An 18,788-nucleotide genomic window follows, 5' to 3' on the forward strand; every position below is an offset into this window, starting at 1 on the left:
CTTAATTTTTACTTAAGCTGAAACTTAAGATTTCCTTAATTTTTAATAGGGTGTAGTTGAATTGTGAAAATACTAGATTTGATTCTATGAATGGTTAAACACTAGTATTTTTTCGCTACCTTTATTTATATGTTTAGACTTGTATTGTTATGTAGAAGACAACTAGGTATTCATAAATTTTCACCACTGGGACACTGACTGAAAATTAGGAAATGCAGAAACTGTATTTTAATCGTTTAAAGTAGCTAATTTCTTAATTAATTATCAGAAATATATTATAATTTTTTATAAACTCATCTAAATCCAATCAAAAAATAAAAAGGAAGTGAGGTACATATGAATTGGGTAAAAGTTGCAGTCGCAATTATAATCATTATAGTCATCTTAAATGTTTTAAACTTATTTATCTGGTTCAATCTAAAATCTCAAGGGAATTTTTGAACAACAGCATTCTAAACTTGAAAAAGAGGTCATAATTGAAATACAAAATAATGATTGATTATTAGATAAAAATTTTAAAACCCCTCGCGCAATTTTGTTATTTAGCTCTTTCATAGGCGTTCGCTTAAAGCACCAACCTTTATAGTCATAATCTGTGATATTAACGTACATGTACTTACATGAAGGAAGGATGTATGATTTTGCCCATCGACTACACATCTCCATCCACGCAGTTTACGTTTGATGTAAATACAAGCCCCCTATTTAAAAAGGATAATCAAAACTACATCAACATTCTCGGTACTGCCCAATTAAATACATTAGAAAATGTATCCTTGCTTGATATATTTCTAAGTACGAATAATGTTGTAGAACCGCATTATCATCAAAATGCAGGAGAGCTTGTTTATTGTATTTCTGGTGCTGCTACCGTTTCCTTATTAAATCCTTTTACAAAACAAATTCAAAATTACCCAATAAAATCTGGACAGGTAACAAATATTCCACAGGGTTGGTGGCATTATATCGTCGCGAATGCAGACAACACGCATATACTCGCTATTTTTGATGCCCCTACACCCGAAGTCATTTTAGGTTCTGATATTTTGAAATTTACACCAACAGCAATTATGGCGCATACGTATTGCTTAGATGAAAATGTATGGAAACAAACGATTGCGGCTGTAGTTCCTACGACTTATATCGGTCCTCCAAAAGAATGCAACCAATCCATTCCCACTCCCTCTAGCTCACCCAATTTTATGCAAATGCATCCGCCTTACAACTTAAATTATTACCATTATCCATATATGTATCAAAATGGTTACGAATATTCATGACATGAAGTCTATTGGTTTTCGTTACAAAAATGCATAAAACATTTCAGAATGGAAAGTCTAACTATTATTCATCATGTATAAAAGAGGTGTATAAACAATGGGCTTTCCTATTATCCATACAAATTTTTGGGATGCTGTGATTGCCGTACCGGTTGTCATGATCCTGACTCAAGCAATTAAAGTTTTTTTCCCTATTCAACCTAAATATGTCCCAGCAATCGCTCTGGCTCTAGGTTTAATGATTTCTATTTTTATTAGCCACAAACATAATTTTTTAGCAGGTGTATTTATGGGCCATTTTTATGGATACGCAGCCATTGGGAATTATGCGTCCTTAAAGACCACGATTAGGAGCTTTAAAAATAAAACAACAAAAGCATGATGGTAGATAAGGAATGCTTCGTGACGAGACTTCTATTAAAGAGCGAAACAGAGAAAAAGCAGAAGTAAAGTGGCGAAGCCTTCAAACAAATATTGTACATACGTTTTGCTAGATGACACACATACCAAATTGATAATGACTACTTTTCCTATAAATGTATAAAAAATAACAAATCATCCCATCCTAATCTCACAATCAACAACTATAAAATGAGTTAGGACGTGCAATAATGAAAATGTCAAAGCGAAATTTAGACGCTCTACGTTTTAAGGAAGTGTTTGCAATTTGGAAACAACTTGGGGTCAATAATGGCTATATAGCGACCAATCATCTCTTTTTCAAGCATGCGGTGAATCGAGAGTTAAAAGTTATTATTTTGGAGTTTATTCAATATTTAAAAGAGGAAAATAAACAACTAGAGAAGCTATTAAAAGAAAATGGCGTACTTGCCCCACCACTATCCATTGACCAAGGAAGTTTACAAATTGCTAAGATTCGAGGCAAGACAGCAGTAAATGATTGCGAAATCAGTGCCATCCTATCAATGAATATTGCTTCTTCGTTAATTTCAGTCAGTCAAGCGATGGACATGTCTATCGAGCATATGCTCTCTACAAAATATCAAGTCTTTCATATGAAGTATGCCAATCTTGGCGCAAAGTTAATTGCCCTTAGTCACAAAAAAAGTTGGTTACTTGCTCCCTCTACAATGTAAAACGAGCAATAAAGCAATTGTTTAGGTCGTCTCGTACTTTACAAGGCGACCTAAACGGCTATTCACTTAACTGTTTTTCTCTGTTTGTCACTAACAAATAATCCAGCGCACTCATTCTAGTTAACTTATGTGTAAATTTAATAGCATCAGCTTGTGAATCAAATATAAAATTTTCGAGTTCGTCTGTTGGTATATATTGATCAGCGATTTTTCGTTTCAGTTTTCGTACAGATAAAATGTGTGAATCTTCTTCATATAAAATAATGGCACCAACGTTCCGATAAAGCGTGTGATCAATCGTTGCGACAACTTTCACATTCAATCCTTCAAATTCCGTTAAATCTACCTGCATTTATTTACCAGCCTCCCTCTCTTCTCTTACATTCTATTTCCAACAATCATAGTCCTGCTTTATATCATAATTTACGTTTAGCATAAATGATATTTTATAAGTTACCATTTAAATGATGATTTTTTTGCAAGCGGCGCTCTCTTTAAAGAAAAAATGGCACAACCTAATGCAGCTAACACTAAAATAGCACCGAAGCTTGCTAAATGCATGACCGAACCTGTAACAGTAAACATAGCCCCACCAATTGCAGAGCCTATCGAAATACCTATTTGTAAGGCGGCAGTATTTAAGCTTTGTTGAATATCCGATGTTTTAGGATCTGTTTGTATCAAATAATTTTGTAACGGTGGTGTAAGTGCCCAACTAAGCGCTCCCCACAACACTGTCACGACTAAAAATAACGGAAACGCGACAATTGTATACGGAATACTGAACAGCACGATGGCAAATGTTGCGATAATCATAACGATCGATTTGCCTGTACCAATTTGGTCACTTAACCAACCACCAATTGCATTTCCGCTTACTGAAGCGAGACCGAATACTAAATAACAAATACTGATCCAAGAAGAGCTTAAATTAAATGCTTCAACTAAAAATGGCGTAAAGTAGGCATAAAGCATATAATGCCCCGCCAACATAAACAGTGTTGTTAAATGCGCACTTGCTATTTTCCAATTAGCTAATGACTTGATTTGAGCTTTTAATGGCACCACTTCAACAACTGGCATTTTTTCTAAAATCATAAATATTAGAATCATGGATACAGATGACAGCATTGCAATCCCTAAAAAAACGGCACGCCAACCGAATGCTTCGGTAATAAAAATGCCCATTGGTACACCGATGACTAATGCCGAACTGACGCCGACAAAAATAAGCCCTAACGCTTTGGCACGATGTCTTGGCTCTACTATTTTTGTTGTAATTGTTAAAGACAACACAATTACCAATGCTGTACTCATTGCTGTGATGATTCTTGCAATCATCACAATGGCAAAGGTTGGGCTGAAATAGGTCATGACATTCCCCAATGTGAATAAAAACAATGAAATAAGATAAAGCTGCTTCCTTTCCACTTTCGCAGTTAACGATAAAAGGACAGGCGCTGAAATAGCATATACTAGTGCAAAAATGGTAATTAATTGTCCTGCTGTTGCAACTGAAACGTTCAAATCATCTGCGATATATGGCAAAATACCGCCTACAATTAGCTCTACCAATCCAACTGCAAAAGTAGTAGCAGCCAATATAAATACTCTCCAATTCATGGAATCACCTTTCTGTTACACTCCCATTTTGTAACAGCATAAAAAAATCCTGACTACAAAATGCAAGCAAATTTTTGTAGTCAGGATTTTTATGGTTCCTGGTAGAGACCCTCAATCCATATTATTGAGGTTATACAGATCATTATTTTACTTTAGCTATATTAGCATATGGATTTTTGCGTTACAACATTTTTCTATCACTCTATTTGCTAACACCCGCAGTACTTTACATAAGCTCAATTTATTTTTATATATTTTTTTAGCTTTTTGCTTATATTTTTTATCATTCGACCATACATAGTAATAGACATGAAATATAGCAATGGGGTGATTGTTTGCGGATATTTGGATTAGTATGCTATTTTTTAATGCTATTTTATGGCGCGGAATTAGTAGTAGAAGAGCTCTCAATCGATCAACCAACATCTAGCTTAGAAAAGAGACAACATCCACTAAAAGAAAAAGTTGAAGATTCAACAGTTTGCGTTTACTACCCTTCTTATAAAGTGTGTAAAGCATTATCAGCAAAATAAAGAAAATAAGGAGGCATGCCCATTTCCAATGAGCTGCCCCCTTTTGAATTTTTATCGTTGGTCTCTATTCAATGCCAATGTGAAAATGCTTAAATGGATAAAGTGTCAATTTTGCTTCTCCATAAATAGCATCTTTTGCAATTAAGCCGTAATGGCGACTATCATAACTTTTCAAACGGTTATCACCCATGACAAAGTATTTACCTTCTGGCACCTTTTTCTCATTCGTTAAACCTTCTAATGTGAAATTCTCGGTAATGCGTAGTTGACTCGGATCATCAGTTTGACGATTTACATAATCTTCTTTATAGGCCTTTCCATTTACATACAATACATCATCGATCATTTCCACTGTATCCCCTGGAAGCCCTATCACACGCTTAATATATAATTCATCCTCAGTCGGAGATTGAAAGACAATTTGGTCAAAGCGTTCAATTTTACTTGTTTTACTTACAATAATAATGTCCTTATCCTCATATGTCGGATACATAGAAGCACCTTGTACTTTTATCGGTGCAAATAAAAATTGCTTACAGCCTAAGACGACGATTGCTGTCACGACAATAATTTTAATGTAGGATAGAATTTCTTTTTTCATATTCGTTTTTTCTGCTTGCATGCTCATTCCCCGATACTTTTTTATTTAATAGTATAGCATTTACTAGTGTCTATTGACGAATAAAAACACAAAATGTTTCCATACCATGAAAAAAAGACATAAGCTCAGTCGCTTGTGTCTTGGAAAATATATTCTATTTATGTACATCAACTAGTTGCTTTATGTAGTAGAGTGATGTTGCTCGTTAAATAAATCAACTGCTAATACAATCCCAACAGGCAACGCGATAGCTAACAATATTGTACCAATCATCATCACAATCACTCCCTCAACCATTTCTTATAAAAAATTATACACTAAATTTTCAGATATTTCAAACGAAATAAAAAACTGCTAGCACGTTTTATAACGAAAAAAATCATTCAACTAGGCATGCATCCTACCTGAATGATTTTTTTGTATTACATAAAAATTTTAAAACATAATAGTTGTAGCTGTTGCATCATGAATTTAACTGTACTTTTTTGTACTTTCCGTTTAGGTACATAGCTTTGCATGCAATTATTTAATGCTGTATACCTAAGCACCTGGGTCCTCCCATTCATTCATCTCGCTCCCTTCGCAAACATATTTTTACAACTATTGTAGCCAAATGATCGTGCGTTATTCTAAATGGGTTTTTAACTCTGTTTGTATTTGTTGAAGCTCTGTTTCATCTGGTACATAATACCAAATACGATCAATCATTTTCCCTCCTTCTGCTTCAAATGATAACTGCTCTATACTACTATCCATTTTCTTATATATACTTTGTAGCTGGATTAAATCTTTCACTGTAAAATTCATGCGGACATTGTCTCCGACAACATCGAGCATATCACTAGCCTTTAAAATTACGGAAGGTGTAGAAGCTTTTTTCATTACCGCTTCAATAATTTGACGTTGACGAATTTGACGACCAAAGTCCCCTCGTGGATCTTCGTAACGTATACGTGAAAAAATAAGTGCTTCATCGCCATTTAAAGATAGTTCTCCCTTAGGAAAATGGTATGAATCATAGGTTAAATCCATATCATTTTGAATCGTAACACCACCAAGCGTATCTATAATTTGTAGAAACCCTTCCATATTAATAAATACATAATAATCGAGTGGAATATCTAACAAATTTTCAACTGTATCCATTGCCATTGGTACGCCTCCAAAAGCATATGCATGGTTAATCTTATCTACTGTGTCATGACCAATGATTTCGGTACGTGTATCTCGCGGGATGCTTAACATTTTCATCGTTTGTTTTTCAGGATTGACCGTAATGACAATCATTGTATCTGAGCAGTACTATCGTTGCTTCGTTCATCAACACCTAGTAACAGCACAGAAAACGGTTCTTTTTTCTTCATTGTTTTTGGCGCTTCTTCAGTAATGTCTGTCGCTTCAACTAAAGGTGTATTTATTTTATTCATCGTTTTCTGAATAGTATAATAAGCTGTACCTATAAATATTAAAAAAATTGTTAATAGGCTACCTACTATCCAAAGCCATATTTTCTTCTTACTCTTTTTTTCTTTTCTTTCATTCGTTTCATGTTTTTTTCCATACTTAAGTCCTCTCTAGCTTTTTAAAAAATTTGCCCCTCTTTTTGACGTTTTAGGTTGGAAAAAAGTTTATATGGTCTATTTATATGCATATTGGACGAAAAAAAGACGTACACTAGTATTTACTAAATATGCGTCTTTATATTCGTTAATATGTAAAATTGGCAATCCTGATTGTAAATGCGCTGTTTTATCTTGTTACTTTTTAACCTACCTTCTATCATTTCCCTACAGTAAGAAAAAATTCCTTTATGTATGTAAAAACCCCTTTTGTACCGTATAGAATAGCAAATTTCCCTTCAATTATAAAGTTTTTTTGTCGATTTTACGTTTATTTTAAAAAAAGATTTATTTAGTCAACTAAAAATTCGCCAATAAAACCATCTCAATCGCATAATCATTTTTCAGGCACAAGCCTTTCGATTTGGTTTGCATTTTTAACGCAATCATTACAAAAAAAAGAGAAATACCTTGAGCAAAAAAAACGCTCAAGGTATTTCTCCAAGCTACTGAAAAACGCAACTTTCTTATTGATTATTTCTGTCGTGTATTCCTTGCACTAACTTTTCTTGAATGGACAAATATTGTGCAATCTCTTCATCATTCAATACTTCAAAAAGTTGAATAAATACGTCCTTTCCAACCTCTTGTGCTTTTATTAATGCCTCTACACCTTTATCCGTAATTTGTAAACGAATCGTACGTCTATCCGCCTCATCGTATAGTCTTTCTGCTAAGCCTAGTTTTACTAATTTTTCAGCTATGCTTGTCATAGCACCTTTCGTATAACCAATCGTTTCCGCTAATTCTGCCTGTCTTTGCGGACCTTTAATTTTTAGTTCACTTAAAACTAAAATCGGTGAAATGCCTAGCGGATATGGAAAACCTTTCGTAAAACGTATAATATTAGCATTATTCATCTGATCAATCATATGAATGAGTTTAAAAATACTTGTCTGTGTCAAAAAAATCCTCCTCGAACAATAACCGAGAAAATTAGTGAAGCATGATTGAACCACCGTCAACCATAAGTGTTTGACCTGTGATATACTGTGAATCCTCTGATGCTAAAAATACTGCTACACTACTGATGTCATCTTCTACATCACCAAAGCGACCCATTGGGATTTTATTTTTAACAGCTTCGTAATATTCTGGTTGTGCTTTTGCCCATGCTTGTACACCTGGTGAATTTGCAATTGGGCTAATTAAGTTTACATTAATACCGAAACGTCCCCATTCATTTGCCGCTACACGAGAAATACCGCGGATTGCCTCTTTTGCTGCAGCATACGCACCTTGTGTTTCATGACCAGCAATTCCAGCACCAGAAGCAAAGTTAATAATATTTCCTTTTGTTTCTTTTAAATGCGGTAATGCTGCTTGCATTAAATAAAATGTTGGATAAAAACCAGTATCAAATGATAAATCTAAATCAGCCTGCGTTGTATCTTCAATCGTTGCTTGTTTTGAAGCATGTGCATTATTAACTAATACATCTAGTTTACCGTATTTTTCAACAACTGTATCGATTATTTTATGCAAATTAGCACGATCCATTAAATTTGCCTGTAAAAACATTGATTTTGGAGAAATTTTTTGCAATTCCTTTTCCATTGCTTTCCCTGTTTCTTCATTTAAATCTACAATCGTAACGATTGCGCCTTCTTTTACCATCGCTTTTGCCATACCACTACCGATACCGCCAGCTCCACCAGTAATAATTACTACTTTGTCTTGTAATTTGCCCATGAGTGAACAGCTCCTTTTCATTAATCGTTAAATAGTTTATCACTAAATTATTCATAATTAAACTAGATTGCTCACTCTATTGAAACCCTTTACATTTCATTGGCAATTTGCTTGACAATTTCATCAATCGTAGCGATTGCTGAACCTTTATTGCCTTGCGTTAAAATACTAAAAATATACCACTTGCCACTTCTCCCTTTAACATAGCCACTTAACGCATAGGTACCACTTATATAGCCCGTTTTAGCTGAGACACTATAGCCTTTCAAGCGGTTTTCTAATGTTGCTCCAACTAGCTTTCCTTTTCGTCCCGCATGTGGTAAAGCGTCCAAATACGAGAAGTACCAAGGTTTTTGTCGAACTTTAAATAGTAATAAGCTTTCCTGCATACTACTAACACGGTTTTGATGATTTAAGCCTGAGCCATCTTCAAAGTACCATTGGTCCATATTTAATCCACTATCTATACCATAGGTGCGAATGGCTTCAATGCCCGCAGACCAGCTTCCTTCTCCAAGAAGCTCCCTTCCCAATTGCTTAGTTAGCATTTCTCCCATGCCGTTAATGCTTAACTTTAAAAATCGAAAATTCATATCCTTTAATGGCATGGAGTAAGTAATGCCAACTCGCTGTGCATTTTCTGGTACTTTCCCTTCGGTAAGAGGCATTTTTTGAATTCCTTTTGCTACTAGTTTTTCTCGTAATACATCCAGCGTAAACATTGTTGGATTATAAACAGTCACATATGTATTTTTTTCTGAACCTGCTGGTAAATTGCCTGTTACAACAATTCGGTCTGTTCCATATTCTCTTGTGATTTTGACGGTCGATTTCTCACCCTTTTTCACAGTTTTTGTTTTGTTGACAATGGGGATTGTGCTTGCATATGGTAAAAGCTGAATTTTGGCTGCTTGTCCAATTTTAGTGCCAGTTACTTTTACATGGACATTGCCGACATCATATTGGTCATTCGGTGAGAGCGTTAGAGCAGAAATACGTGATGCATAAGAGAATGCCTCTTCTTGTGGGACTATTCCTTTGGCTAATCGATCGTCATCAAACCACGAATCATCAGCAATCAATGCACCTGTAATTTTGGTGATTCCTAATTTTTTCAGCCCATTGGCGAATGTTTCTAAATGGACAGGTAATAATGTTGGATCGCCCCCACCTTGTAAATAAATATTTCCTTGTAATACGCCATTTTCAATGGGACCATCCACATAAGCCTTCGTTTCAAAACGATAATCAGAGCCGAGTAAATCTAATGCCGCAGCACTAACAAGCAATTTATGAGTGGATGCGGGACGTATCATTTTTTCCCCATGCTTACTATAAAGAACGTCTCCTTTTTCCATTTCTCGCACCGTAATACTATATTCATTGTTTTTCCAGTTTTTAGCGATGATAGTATTGATTTTATTCGTCATCGTTTGCTCATTTGCCTGTGCTTGTTCAACAAATAGCAATGGGTAACAACACAATGTTAGAAGCATCGTCAATATAACAATTTTCTTTTTCATAAAACCTCCATTTGATAAAATATTCTCTAATTATTTTTTATTTTAAGTAAAAGCGCTTATTTTTTCAATTCAACAGCCATTCTAACTTCTTCTGAAGTGGACAGACATCTTTTTTTTCGACATGAATAGACTGTAGTAGCTAGCTAAAATCACTTTCAAAATAGGAGTTGGTTTCGATGGGCGCAAAATGGATTAAAATATCGATCTTCTATTTAATACTTACAATCGCTTTTGGACTGTTTATGCATTATGCAATTCAACTTCAATGGAAGACGACACATGCACATATTGGTGTCGTTGGTTGGCTAACTACGGGATTCATAGGGCTCGTTTATTGTCATTTTAAGGATGCTGCAAAAACAGGGCTCGCCAAGGCACAGTTTTGGCTTTACAATATCGGTTTACCGTTTCTGTTAGTTGGGATGATGATGGTTTACTTAGATGTGCCTCATTGGTTATTTGAACTGTTCGTATATGGCGGTGGAATTGCCGTGGCACTTTCTATTTTATTATTCTTTGTCAATGTCTTACAAAATGTGAAGAGTACTTATTAAATATAGAAGGCGTTTTTCACTCTACACAATATAAAGCAAAGGCATCAAGAGCGAATTTCTTGATGCCTTTCGTCAACATTTAAGCCCCACTTAGCAAAGTGGGGCTTAGACTGTGTTAAAAATTTTATTAGGGCTGTTGCATTGATGTTCTCACATATTTAATAGCTCATTAAGGATTTCACTTCCTTCTTTTGGTATTACGAGCCAATTAGTTTAGCTTAATTTTTGTTTTTTCTTTATAACATACCTCTTTATATAGTATAAACCACCAAAGGAGGAATAAGAATGAACATTACTGATATTCGAGTAAGAAAAGTACCATCCGATGGAGTAAGTACTTTAGATCAGCAGAGCCAAGCGCTATTAACAAAAGCACTTGATAAATTGAATAAAGAAGAATTATTCAATGCCCCCAAAATAGAACAAGTAGACTACGAAACTACTTATTCTGTTTATGCATTCAACGAATTCAATGAACAAAACAAAACAAAAGTAAAACAAAAAACCACCTTCCTACAATTTAATAATTTTCTTATTGGTACTATTTTCAAAACAATAAACACTGAGACAAACAGAACATCTTACTTAGTGAAAGTTGTATCATTAGATATAGAACAAGAAATTAAGAAGACTATTATGTATTTAGATGATGAACTATTAAATGAATGGGAGCAGTTGTCCTCTGATAGTAAGTTAACGATACCAGAAGATTACAAGAATATAACATCAGATGACTTTCAAGACGATGATGTACTTAGTGCACAGGGGTGGGGTTTACCTTGTCTTCAAAACGGTTGTTGTTCTTTCCGTTATAAAGGAAATCCATTTAACCCACTTGTTAGATATAACTGGTGCGGGGCGAACTGTGGTTCAGGTCCTACTGTTAATGCATTAGACAATTGCTGTAAATATCACGATTATTGTTATGATGCAAATACGAAATATCCTGAACGTTGTGGCTGTGACCGTATTATTATCGAATGTGCTAATCAGACAGATGAAGCAGGGACATCACGTATCGTTGGGGCGTTCTCTGCAAAAATGGTTGCAATGGGCTGCTAATTTTCTTACTAACATCCACTAAAGTCACTATCAATAATAACTTTCGTGTTCTTAAGTTATATTGCCAAATGGGAAAAAACTAGTTATATAACATCTTTCATCGGTTCAATTCCGAGTGCCACCTCATTTCAATGATTGATTCATACAAGCGTTAGACGCAACTTTAGAATTACTCTAAGGTTGCGTCTTTAACTTGTATGAAGAATCGCCAAGTCTATTATTTTTTGATATAATCAGTATATATACATAGGACTTGAGAAAGTAAGAAATATTAATAAGGAGGGAAATTATGCTTGGTAAAAGCGGGAAGTTATCAGCATTATTTTCTGTAGCAGGACTTATTGTAATTGCTTGCTTTTATTATTTTCAAATTGAAGCGGTAATCGTAATTTTAGTTGGAGGAATTTTAATTGCCGTAGGAATAATCTTTAGTATTTTAAGCTTTATAAAAAAGGAAAAAGGATTTTGGAAGTATACCCCTTATATTGTTTTGTGGCTTTATTTCCTTGGTATTTTCTTGTCAATTATACTACTTTTCTTGATAGGTGAGCGTTAAATTATTTTTTAATGCATCGAAAACCTTTATAAAGAAGTTACATAATAATAGACAAAGTCGAGTGTTTCGACTTTGTCTATTATTTTTACATTGGTTTGCTATCATTAATTTTTTCGTTAGAGTTTCTACAGTCGATAATTTAATATCTAAGTAGGCTTTTTCCACGATAAGAAAGCTAAAGTTTGCAATCATTTAACATCCTCTGCTGAATAATTCATCACTACCAAACATTATTTCAACTGAATTAATCCATTTCCTACCAGATTAATTGGAAAGTCCAATTTTAATGCATTCTTTGAAAAGTAATACTTTACTTGTGCCGGTATAAGTGGTGGTGCACACGGTTTAATTAACTGTAGTGCTAGTGCGGTTGCTCCTGAAACATGGGGTGTTGCCATGGAAGTACCGTTCAATTTTACATACTCGCCATTTAAGTGCGTTGATAGAATACCTTCTCCTGGAGCCACAAAATCTATATTGAGATGGGACTCTGAAAATATTGAAGGGGCAAGTTGTTGATTAACTGAACCGACAGATAATGTTTCCTTATAAAAACCAGGAAATGATATTTCTTCCGTTGTAGATAAACCGTCACCCTCATTCCCAGCTGCTGCGACAATGACTATGCCTAATGTATGCAATTCTTTAATGACTGTATATAACTCATCTTTATGAGTGGGGCCACCTAAAGACAAGTTTATAACTTGAACCTTTTCTCCGTTGGGTCCTCGCCATTTTTTGATATATTGAAGTGCACTGATTAATCCATTATACGAGCCTTTGCCAAAGCGATTTAAAATCTTTAAAATAAGTAACTTACAATTAGGTGCAACGCCTAATACACCCATTTCTTTATTTTCAGCTGCGATTATACCTGCTACGTGTGTGCCGTGACCATTATAATCAGTATAAATTTTTTTGTTTCCCCCATCATCTGACGAAAAATTATAGCCACCTATAATTTTGTCAATCAAATCTGGATGTGTTGTATCAACACCTGTATCAATTATAGCGACGACAACTCCTTGTCCTTTGTTGGATTGTTCCCAAACATCTCTTGCTTTAATAATATCTATACTAGAAGTAGGATATTGTTGTTGCTTTTTATAAGATTGTATTTTGTATGGTTATAAAGCGATTCTATTTATAATAATCACTCCTAACGAAAGAAATTAATCGTACAACTTACAAAAGTTTTTAATTTTATTTGAGATATTTTGTGCATCCAATATAATCTCAGAAAGTAACTTTTTTTCTTCTGTATTAAGCTGTTCAGTTTCAAAGTTTTTTAAAAAGAAAGATTGCGTTTTTCGAGATTGGCAAAAGCATTTGAGTAAACATTCTATGTTCATTTACTTCTCTCCTCCCTAGTTCTTTTTAAATAAATTGCCTAATGGTAAATCATGAAACGAATGATACTTCTATTCGCCCATTTCAATTTTATTGTCATTTATTATCTCTTTAATTAATGAATGGTTCATTAATTAAAGAGATAATAAATCAAAAAAAACAAAATTTATTGTATATAATAATTTTTATCATCAAAAACAGAATAAATGTTCTGTTTTTTTGTTTTTTTAAAGAAAGAAATCTCTTTATTTTAATAAGCTATAAATTATTACTGGAGAGATTTATGCGAAATTTGGCTACTAGAGAGAAGTAACTATACTTAATTATAAGGGAGGAGTAAACGTGGATATAAAAATCTTTCTAACTAATTTCGAGCGAAAAAAAATGGATCCTGTCATTCATTTCTTTTTACAAGATCAAAAAAATCGTGATTTACTATCATCCTTCTTAGCAGAGCCATGCCCTGAAAATAAAATCCGATTGGACAATGCTTTTAAAGCTCATTACAAAAAAGCAAAGGTAATCAGCTATATTAACAAATTAATTCATTTCTTTTCAATAGATTTTGATAAGAAAGTTAATCGTTATTATAGTCGAAATATATTTTTATCTTCTTTTGTAAAGGATGAAAACAATGTTCACGAATTACCTTCTAAACAATTAGAACTGCAAAATGACTTATACGATACAGTTTTAAATAGCCAAGGGCTTTTACAATCAATTTCAAGTGAAGAGCTATTCCATGCTATAAAAACATTATCTAGTAAACAATTATTAATATTAGATTTAAAATATAGCCAAAATTTAAGCAATAAAGAGATAGCACAAATTTTAAATGAGTCTCCGCAAACAATTTCTTATAATTTAAGGACTGCTATTAAAAAGTTAAAGGTTAAATTATTGAATAATGGATGTGGGAAAATTGCAAAGTAAACAAGAATTAAACTACGAGGAAATTATTAGAGATTTTAATCAGAAAATTAAAAATATTTTAAAAAGCACGTCCGTACAAGAGCGCGAGGATTTAGAACAAGAAATAAAAATAAAAATCTTAGAAAAAATAGACCTGTTGAACCATATTAATTGTCCAGGTTTTTTCGATTATATAAATAACAAGAAATGAAAATCTCTCTTATTAGTTGTTGTTGAAGTATTTCAAATGAAAAAATTCTTTCAAAATAAGGAGCATAAGACTTTGCTAATTTTTTGCTAAAAATTAGTTTGTTGGCACTTTTTAAGAATTAATAAAGATTATCGCCCCACTTAGAAAAGTGGGGCGTTGTCCTTACTTTTACTGCAAAGAGTTCGCTTGCATTTGATACATTTTTTCATAAATTCCACCGTGTGCTAATAGCTCATCATGGGTACCACGCTCCACAATATTTCCACGATCTAAGACAAGTATTCGATCCGCATTTTTAATTGTTGACAGACGGTGGGCAATAATGAATGTTGTGCGCCCCTTTTTTAGTACATCCATTGCATGTTGAATAATTTCTTCTGTCTCAGTGTCAATATTTGACGTTGCTTCATCTAAGATTAAAATGGCTGGATCAAAGGCTAATGCACGTGCAAAAGATATTAATTGTCGCTGACCAGAAGATAATGTACTTCCTTTTTCAATCACTGGTTCATCATAACCCTTTGGTAAATTTGCAAGCACGCGATCCCCTCCAACGGCTCTTAAAGAATCTTCCACTTTTTGTCGAGAGATTTTCGGGTTATTTAAACTCACATTGGACGCAATCGTACCGGTAAATAAATAAGGGTCCTGTAAAACAATCCCCATATGCTCACGCATAGATTGACGAGCAACCGTTGTAATATCTATACCATCAATCGAAATCTTGCCTTTAGATGGGTCATAGAAGCGGAATAATAAATTCATAATCGAACTTTTTCCAGAGCCCGTATGACCTACAAGTGCAATTGTTTCTCCTTGATGTGCTTCAAATGTTAAGTTTTTCAAAACATAGTCATCGTTTTTGTAGGCAAAGGAAACATCCTCAAACACGACATTGCCTTTATATCTTGGTAGACTTACTTCAGATACGGGCTCTCCATCTATATCTAACACCTCAAACACCCGCTTCCCTGCAATCAGCGAGCGTTCAAGCTGCGAAAATTGATTCACAATATTGGTGATTGGATTGAAGAGTTTTGTTAAGTAATCGACAAAAGCATATAAAGTCCCTGCTGAAATAATTTGCGTTGTCGTCATCGATTGGGTCCCAAAATAGAAAATAAAAATCGTAAACATTAAAAGCCTTAACGTATTCACTAAGTTAAATGAAGTCGCCGAATCGAGCACTAATAGTTTACGCTCATAGGCATAGTGTTCATTATTCATATCATCAAATTCCTTCGTCATTTGTTGCTCACGTCGGAATGCTTGAATAATTGTCATACCTTGAATGGATTCATTGATCATCGCATTGATATCTGCAATCTTTGTGCGAATAACATCATTGTATTTCGATGCAAATTTCCGATATAAAATCATCCATACATAAATGATAGGCACCATGACTAATGCCAGTAACGCCATTTGCCAATTTAAAATAAACAGCGCTACATATACACCGATAATTGAAATTAAACTTGTCACAAAATTTGATAGCACCTGGACATATAAATTGCGGACTGCCTCGGTATCATTGGTTACACGCGCAACAATTTTCCCTGCTGGTAAATTATCAAAATATTGAATCGGTAACGTTTGAATATGTTCAAATACATCTTTACGTAATTTTTGAACAACACGATTTGCGCCCATTTGTAAATAAATATACATAAAGTAACGTAAAACCGCTGTAGCAATCGCCAAAATTAAATACAATAGTAACAACCACGTAATCGGTTTAATTTCTATTTGACCGATCGTCATATAATTATCGATGATATGCTTTGCAATAAATGGCCCGATAAGTTCGGTAAAGACAGCAATGGTTAAGAAAAATAACCCTAAAAATATTGGTTTTTTAAAATACATTGCATAGCGTGTTAAGCGTTGACTCGTACTCATGAGGCACCCCCTTCTAGCTGCTGACGGTCGAATTGTTCTTTATACCAGCCTTGTTGTGAAAGGAGCTGTTCATGTGTTCCCTGTTCTACTATTTGTCCTTCATCAAGCACAATAATCATATCGGCATGTTGAATTCCCGATAATCGATGGGTTGTAATAATCGTCGTTCGATCCTGTCGTTCACGCTGAATATTTTCGATGATTTTAGCTTCCGTTTTAGCGTCTACCGCTGAAAGTGAATCATCAAGGATTAAAATTTCAGGGTCTTTAATGAGTGCCCGCGCAATTGATACACGTTGCTTTTGACCTCCTGAAAGTGATACCCCTTTTTCTCCAACAAGTGTTTCAAGCCCCATTGGGAGATGGGCTAAATCTTTTTCAAAATAGGCTGCATGAATCGCTTGTTTCAGCTCTTCTTCTGTAGCATCTTCTTTTCCAAATAAAATATTTTCTCGAATTGTTCTGGAGAATAATACATGATCCTGCGGCACATAGCCGATCCAATCGAGTAACTGCTCTTTTGTTTGAGCCGTAATATCAATGCCATCAATGGACAACTGACCTTCTCCAATTGGATACTCTCGTAGCAGCTGTCGTAAGAAGGTTGTTTTCCCAGCACCTGTCTTTCCAACAATACCAAGTGTTTGCCCCTTTTTTAGCGACAATGAAATACGTTCCAAGTTTTTCACATGGCTCATTGGATACTGGAAAGATAAATCGTTGAACCCGATTGCATTTGGCGTTGCTACAGCTTGCGGTGTTGCACTATTTTGTACATCCGCTTTATAGCGTAACGTTTCCTGTACACGGTCTAATGAGGCATTTCCTTGCTGCATCACATTAATAAGTTCCCCAATCGCAAAAATTGGCCAAACCGCTAATCCTAAATAGACAGTAAATGTTACAAGTTGCCCTAATGACATCGCCTCAGTCGATACTAAATGTGCACCGTAGCCAAGTGCCACAACATAACTAATCCCTGTCCCTACTTTCGTGATGGGTCCAAATAAAGCGTTGATTTTTGCCGTATGCATATTTTTTTCATAAACGATTTCACTCATTGCTGCAAAGTTTGCTTCGTCCTTTTTTTCTTGTACATATGCCCTTACAACTCGAACACCTGCTACTGACTCAAGGACACTATCATTTAATTCACCAAAGGCGTCCTGCGCTTTCATATACCGTTCATGCACAATTTTCCCTAAATACTGAATAAGAATAGCCATAACGGGCACTGGCAACATGGCAAAAAACGTTAACTTCCACGAAATCATATAACCCATTGCAAAAATAATACAGCCCATATATATCGTCGAGTCTATCAGTGTCATGATTCCAAAGCCCGCAGTTAGTGACACGGCGTTTAAATCATTTGTAGCTCGTGCCATCAAATCACCAGTGCGATTTTTTTCATAAAATGTCGGTGTCATACGCAAAAAATGTTGCATTAAATTGCGACGTAACATTTTCTCTAAATTAATGGCACCTTCAAATAATCGAAATTGCCAAACAAAATTCAAGACATAACCGCCAACAATAATAGCCGCAAAAATCAACAAATATTTCGTTAAAATAGCTGTTGTCATTGTGCCTGCAGTTAAAATATCAATAATAGAACCTAGTAAATACGGTGGAATAACCTCTAATCCACTCGCAATGATTAAGAGTACAATCGCTATGGTATATTGCTTCCAATATTGCTTAAAAAACCAACTTAATTTACTTAATACATCAAACATACTTCAATACCTTCTTTCCTAAATGCTTTACATCTTCGCTACCCACTATCTAGCAATTCCTTATTGAAAATTAATTTCCTTGTGATGTTTTGCATACACATACACTCCTTTTTCTGTTCACTATCACCTTTTTTTGCAATAAAAAAGACGCATCCCCTAAAAAGAGCATGCGTCTCTTATAAAAGGTAAGGTGCACCCATACCTTTCATTGCATAAAAAATAACAATGTTAGACATGGACAATGTATGCAGCTGTGCTTTTGTATCGTACGGATAAAATCATCATTGTCATGCCCTCCTTTGTTTGGTTTGTTATAGTGTTATTGAAGATTATCATATAATTGAAATAATTGTCAACATTCAAACTGTTATTTTTTATATATTACAGGAAATAATTAACGCTTTAAAGTAGTGAATTGCTTTATTCGCAAGAAAATAGCTTTCATTATAACAAACTTTAAAAAACTACCATCCTGCTTTTGTGCTTGATACAATATAAAGGCATGCGGTGAATCTTATTATCTATACTCGGTCT

Annotated in this window: 20 protein-coding genes and 1 riboswitch; of the genes, 8 read left to right on the top strand and 12 right to left on the bottom strand. The window is 34.5% G+C overall.

All coding sequences use genetic code 11. The annotated features are described in order from the left end of the window. Positions 1-635 precede the first annotated feature (635 nt). From LO754_RS13630 to LO754_RS13640, 3 genes are all read left to right on the top strand, one after another. On the top strand, positions 636-1,280 hold the full coding sequence (locus tag LO754_RS13630; RefSeq protein ID WP_231784605.1) for a cupin domain-containing protein: 645 nt from the start codon (positions 636-638) through the stop codon (positions 1,278-1,280). 97 nt (positions 1,281-1,377) lie between these two features. Next, positions 1,378-1,662, top strand: a complete 285-nt coding sequence (locus tag LO754_RS13635; protein WP_231784606.1) for a hypothetical protein — start codon at positions 1,378-1,380, stop codon at positions 1,660-1,662. Positions 1,663-1,891: 229 nt separating this feature from the next. Further along, complete coding sequence (locus tag LO754_RS13640) at positions 1,892-2,377, top strand: DUF3231 family protein (protein WP_024360991.1); 486 nt, start codon at positions 1,892-1,894, stop codon at positions 2,375-2,377. 58 nt (positions 2,378-2,435) lie between these two features. Here the strand turns inward: LO754_RS13640 and LO754_RS13645 are convergent, their stop codons facing one another. Further along, positions 2,436-2,729: a hypothetical protein gene (locus LO754_RS13645; protein ID WP_024360992.1), complete on the bottom strand. Its 294-nt coding sequence runs from the start codon at positions 2,727-2,729 to the stop codon at positions 2,436-2,438. Positions 2,730-2,830: 101 nt separating this feature from the next. Then, on the bottom strand, positions 2,831-4,000 hold the full coding sequence (locus tag LO754_RS13650; protein ID WP_108030104.1) for an MFS transporter: 1,170 nt from the start codon (positions 3,998-4,000) through the stop codon (positions 2,831-2,833). A gap of 57 nt (positions 4,001-4,057) precedes the next feature. Further along, positions 4,058-4,158: riboswitch (purine riboswitch) on the bottom strand. A 177-nt stretch (positions 4,159-4,335) separates the two neighbouring features. Between LO754_RS13650 and LO754_RS13655 the strand changes: the two genes are divergently transcribed. After that, complete coding sequence (locus LO754_RS13655) at positions 4,336-4,533, top strand: hypothetical protein (RefSeq protein WP_024360994.1); 198 nt, start codon at positions 4,336-4,338, stop codon at positions 4,531-4,533. Positions 4,534-4,597: 64 nt separating this feature from the next. On the opposite strand, the gene lepB is transcribed toward LO754_RS13655, so the two are convergent. The 7 genes from lepB to dacB form a co-directional block, all read right to left on the bottom strand. Beyond that, a complete protein-coding gene (gene lepB, locus LO754_RS13660; RefSeq protein ID WP_024360995.1) occupies positions 4,598-5,155 on the bottom strand; it encodes a signal peptidase I in 558 nt (185 codons plus the stop codon). A gap of 159 nt (positions 5,156-5,314) precedes the next feature. Next, positions 5,315-5,410 (bottom strand): hypothetical protein, encoded by a 96-nt coding sequence (locus LO754_RS13665; protein ID WP_029747072.1) that lies wholly within the window; start codon positions 5,408-5,410, stop codon positions 5,315-5,317. 348 nt (positions 5,411-5,758) lie between these two features. Further along, on the bottom strand, positions 5,759-6,421 hold the full coding sequence (locus tag LO754_RS13670; RefSeq protein ID WP_435892033.1) for an LCP family glycopolymer transferase: 663 nt from the start codon (positions 6,419-6,421) through the stop codon (positions 5,759-5,761). After that, positions 6,418-6,561 (bottom strand): hypothetical protein, encoded by a 144-nt coding sequence (locus LO754_RS23780; protein WP_435892034.1) that lies wholly within the window; start codon positions 6,559-6,561, stop codon positions 6,418-6,420. The genes LO754_RS13670 and LO754_RS23780 overlap by 4 nt, the downstream gene beginning before the upstream one ends. A gap of 659 nt (positions 6,562-7,220) precedes the next feature. Then, positions 7,221-7,658 carry a MarR family winged helix-turn-helix transcriptional regulator gene (locus LO754_RS13675; RefSeq protein ID WP_024360997.1) on the bottom strand — a complete coding sequence of 146 codons (438 nt, stop codon included), beginning with the start codon at positions 7,656-7,658 and terminating at the stop codon, positions 7,221-7,223. Between the two features lie 31 nt (positions 7,659-7,689). Continuing rightward, positions 7,690-8,445, bottom strand: a complete 756-nt coding sequence (locus LO754_RS13680; protein ID WP_231784607.1) for an SDR family oxidoreductase — start codon at positions 8,443-8,445, stop codon at positions 7,690-7,692. Between the two features lie 89 nt (positions 8,446-8,534). Further along, positions 8,535-9,968: a D-alanyl-D-alanine carboxypeptidase/D-alanyl-D-alanine endopeptidase gene (dacB, locus tag LO754_RS13685; protein WP_229386954.1), complete on the bottom strand. Its 1,434-nt coding sequence runs from the start codon at positions 9,966-9,968 to the stop codon at positions 8,535-8,537. 176 nt (positions 9,969-10,144) lie between these two features. Between dacB and LO754_RS13690 the strand changes: the two genes are divergently transcribed. The 3 genes from LO754_RS13690 (at position 10,145) to LO754_RS13700 (ending at position 12,140) form a co-directional block, all read left to right on the top strand. Then, on the top strand, positions 10,145-10,522 hold the full coding sequence (locus LO754_RS13690) for a hypothetical protein (RefSeq protein WP_231784608.1): 378 nt from the start codon (positions 10,145-10,147) through the stop codon (positions 10,520-10,522). A 285-nt stretch (positions 10,523-10,807) separates the two neighbouring features. Next, complete coding sequence (locus LO754_RS13695; RefSeq protein ID WP_025219827.1) at positions 10,808-11,584, top strand: phospholipase A2 family protein; 777 nt, start codon at positions 10,808-10,810, stop codon at positions 11,582-11,584. A 289-nt stretch (positions 11,585-11,873) separates the two neighbouring features. Beyond that, positions 11,874-12,140, top strand: a complete 267-nt coding sequence (locus LO754_RS13700) for a hypothetical protein (RefSeq protein WP_024361002.1) — start codon at positions 11,874-11,876, stop codon at positions 12,138-12,140. Between the two features lie 230 nt (positions 12,141-12,370). Here LO754_RS13700 and LO754_RS13705 read toward each other — a convergent pair whose 3' ends face one another. Further along, positions 12,371-13,258 carry a S8 family serine peptidase gene (locus tag LO754_RS13705; protein ID WP_435892071.1) on the bottom strand — a complete coding sequence of 296 codons (888 nt, stop codon included), beginning with the start codon at positions 13,256-13,258 and terminating at the stop codon, positions 12,371-12,373. 574 nt (positions 13,259-13,832) lie between these two features. On the opposite strand from LO754_RS13705, the gene LO754_RS13710 reads away from it, so the two are divergent. Continuing rightward, a complete protein-coding gene (locus tag LO754_RS13710) occupies positions 13,833-14,423 on the top strand; it encodes a sigma-70 family RNA polymerase sigma factor (protein ID WP_231784610.1) in 591 nt (196 codons plus the stop codon). Between the two features lie 358 nt (positions 14,424-14,781). On the opposite strand, the gene LO754_RS13720 is transcribed toward LO754_RS13710, so the two are convergent. Together LO754_RS13720 and LO754_RS13725 are read right to left on the bottom strand one after the other, a co-directional pair. Next, positions 14,782-16,515 carry an ABC transporter ATP-binding protein gene (locus LO754_RS13720; protein ID WP_108030098.1) on the bottom strand — a complete coding sequence of 578 codons (1,734 nt, stop codon included), beginning with the start codon at positions 16,513-16,515 and terminating at the stop codon, positions 14,782-14,784. Continuing rightward, the gene (locus LO754_RS13725) at positions 16,512-18,254 is read right to left on the bottom strand and encodes an ABC transporter ATP-binding protein (RefSeq protein WP_231784611.1); all 1,743 of its coding nucleotides are present in this window, start codon (positions 18,252-18,254) and stop codon (positions 16,512-16,514) included. The genes LO754_RS13720 and LO754_RS13725 overlap by 4 nt, the downstream gene beginning before the upstream one ends. Between the last annotated feature and the right edge of the window lie 534 nt (positions 18,255-18,788).

This window comes from Lysinibacillus sp. GJ-1 (assembly GCF_021166035.1).
Classification (GTDB): domain Bacteria; phylum Bacillota; class Bacilli; order Bacillales_A; family Planococcaceae; genus Lysinibacillus; species Lysinibacillus sphaericus.

Excerpts from the sequence above, each read along its gene's own strand:
- LO754_RS13650 (WP_108030104.1), bottom strand. The coding sequence starts at position 4,000 with ATGAATTGGAGAGTATTTATATTGGCTGCTACTACTTTTGCAGTTGGA.
- LO754_RS13665 (WP_029747072.1), bottom strand. The coding sequence starts at position 5,410 with ATGATGATTGGTACAATATTGTTAGCTATCGCGTTGCCTGTTGGGATT.
- LO754_RS13630 (WP_231784605.1), top strand. The coding sequence starts at position 636 with ATGATTTTGCCCATCGACTACACATCTCCATCCACGCAGTTTACGTTT.
- dacB (WP_229386954.1), bottom strand. The coding sequence starts at position 9,968 with ATGAAAAAGAAAATTGTTATATTGACGATGCTTCTAACATTGTGTTGT.
- LO754_RS13670 (WP_435892033.1), bottom strand. The coding sequence starts at position 6,421 with ATGATTGTCATTACGGTCAATCCTGAAAAACAAACGATGAAAATGTTA.
- LO754_RS13635 (WP_231784606.1), top strand. The coding sequence starts at position 1,378 with ATGGGCTTTCCTATTATCCATACAAATTTTTGGGATGCTGTGATTGCC.
- LO754_RS13725 (WP_231784611.1), bottom strand. The coding sequence starts at position 18,254 with ATGTTTGATGTATTAAGTAAATTAAGTTGGTTTTTTAAGCAATATTGG.
- LO754_RS13700 (WP_024361002.1), top strand. The coding sequence starts at position 11,874 with ATGCTTGGTAAAAGCGGGAAGTTATCAGCATTATTTTCTGTAGCAGGA.
- LO754_RS13690 (WP_231784608.1), top strand. The coding sequence starts at position 10,145 with ATGGGCGCAAAATGGATTAAAATATCGATCTTCTATTTAATACTTACA.
- LO754_RS13720 (WP_108030098.1), bottom strand. The coding sequence starts at position 16,515 with ATGAGTACGAGTCAACGCTTAACACGCTATGCAATGTATTTTAAAAAA.
- LO754_RS13680 (WP_231784607.1), bottom strand. The coding sequence starts at position 8,445 with ATGGGCAAATTACAAGACAAAGTAGTAATTATTACTGGTGGAGCTGGC.
- lepB (WP_024360995.1), bottom strand. The coding sequence starts at position 5,155 with ATGCAAGCAGAAAAAACGAATATGAAAAAAGAAATTCTATCCTACATT.
- LO754_RS13640 (WP_024360991.1), top strand. The coding sequence starts at position 1,892 with ATGAAAATGTCAAAGCGAAATTTAGACGCTCTACGTTTTAAGGAAGTG.
- LO754_RS13695 (WP_025219827.1), top strand. The coding sequence starts at position 10,808 with ATGAACATTACTGATATTCGAGTAAGAAAAGTACCATCCGATGGAGTA.
- LO754_RS13645 (WP_024360992.1), bottom strand. The coding sequence starts at position 2,729 with ATGCAGGTAGATTTAACGGAATTTGAAGGATTGAATGTGAAAGTTGTC.
- LO754_RS23780 (WP_435892034.1), bottom strand. The coding sequence starts at position 6,561 with ATGAATAAAATAAATACACCTTTAGTTGAAGCGACAGACATTACTGAA.